Genomic DNA, 1,357 nt, shown 5'->3' with positions numbered 1-1,357 from the left:
CTCCGGCGACGGCATTCAGCGGCTGGTGTGGGACTGTTATCGCTGGTTTATCCGTAACGGTCTGACTCCGTCGCCATTGTACGTGCCGCCGGCGTGGGCATTGGGGGCGCTGACCCCGGCACAGCTTGCCGGGTTACCGTTTCGGTATGTGGAAACCTTGTCTGGTGTTCACGATACCCAAAAACGCACCTTCACACGGCTGCCGTTGGCAGGTTTTGAAGCGGACACCGCGTTTCGTGCCTGGACGTTACGCTTTTTCAATGCCATCAATATCAGCCAGTCCCGCCGCACTGGAATACCGATACGCATCGGGCTGCATCCGGACGATTTTGAGTTGCGGCTTGCCAATACGATTTTGCCTTTGGCGGCGTCGTTGTCACAGACGTTTTCTTATTCCCAGGCACTGGAAGTGTTAGTTAAGCGCTCTGCAGCTATCCCGTTATAGTGGCCGGGTTAGAATGAATGACTTTCTGTTTCTGTCCCGCTTTTTGATTATCCGCCAGACAAGCCGAAGGGCCGTTGGAGGCTAGTCCCGGTAGCGTTTGTTCAGATCAGTATAGGCGTCGATACGGCGGTCGCGCAGGTAAGGCCAGATTCGGCGTACGGATTCGCTGCGCTGCAGGTCCACGTCGGCCAGGAGCACCTGCTCGTTGTCGCTGTCGGCCTGGGCCAGGAATTCACCCTGTGGCCCACAGATAAAACTGTTTCCCCAGAATTGAATGCCGCTGTCGTCCGCCGGGCTTTGTTCAAAGCCGGTGCGGTTGGCGACCAGCACCGGTAAACCGTTGGCGACTGCATGGGCGCGCTGGATGGTGATCCAGGCGTCGAGCTGGCGTTTCTGCTCATCCTGTTCATCGGTGCGGTCCCAGCCGATGGCGGTGGGGTAGAGCAGCAGGTCGGCGCCGGCCAGTGCCATCAGGCGGGCGGCTTCCGGGTACCACTGGTCCCAGCACACCAGCAGGCCCAGTTTGCCCACGCTGGTTTCGATGGGGCTGAAGCCGCTGCGGCCATCGTTGAAGTCTGCATCGCCGGGGGTGAAATAGAATTTTTCGTAGAAACCCGGGTCGTCGGGGATATGCATCTTGCGGTAGATGCCGGCCAGGCTGCCGTCTTTTTCCAGCACCACGGCGGTGTTGTGGTACAGGCCGGTGGCGCGCTTTTCGAACAGGCTGCCGACGATCACGATACCCAGCTCTTTGGCCAGTGACCCCAGGGTTTCGGTGCTGGGGCCGGGGATGGGTTCGGCCAGATCAAAGACGCGGGTGTCTTCGGTCTGACAGAAATACAGGCTGCGGTGTAATTCCTGCAGTAGCACCAGCTCCGCGCCCTGGGCGGCGGCCTCGCGCACCTGCGACAG

1 protein-coding gene and 1 pseudogene are annotated in these 1,357 nt (G+C 60.0%); one reads left to right on the top strand and one right to left on the bottom strand.

Annotation, left to right across the window (positions count from 1 at the left end; all coding sequences use genetic code 11):
* A pseudogene (locus A3730_RS31815) lies at positions 1-445 on the top strand (DUF2334 domain-containing protein); the annotation flags it as partial.
* Between the two features lie 81 nt (positions 446-526).
* Here the strand turns inward: A3730_RS31815 and A3730_RS17670 are convergent.
* Positions 527-1,357: carbon-nitrogen hydrolase (locus A3730_RS17670; protein WP_063538577.1), on the bottom strand; the 831-nt coding region annotated here is incomplete at its 5' end.

Source organism: Alcanivorax sp. HI0044 (assembly GCF_001634945.1).
The sequence above is the reverse complement of the archived record's forward strand: the minus strand, read 5'-3'. Positions and strand labels throughout refer to the sequence as shown.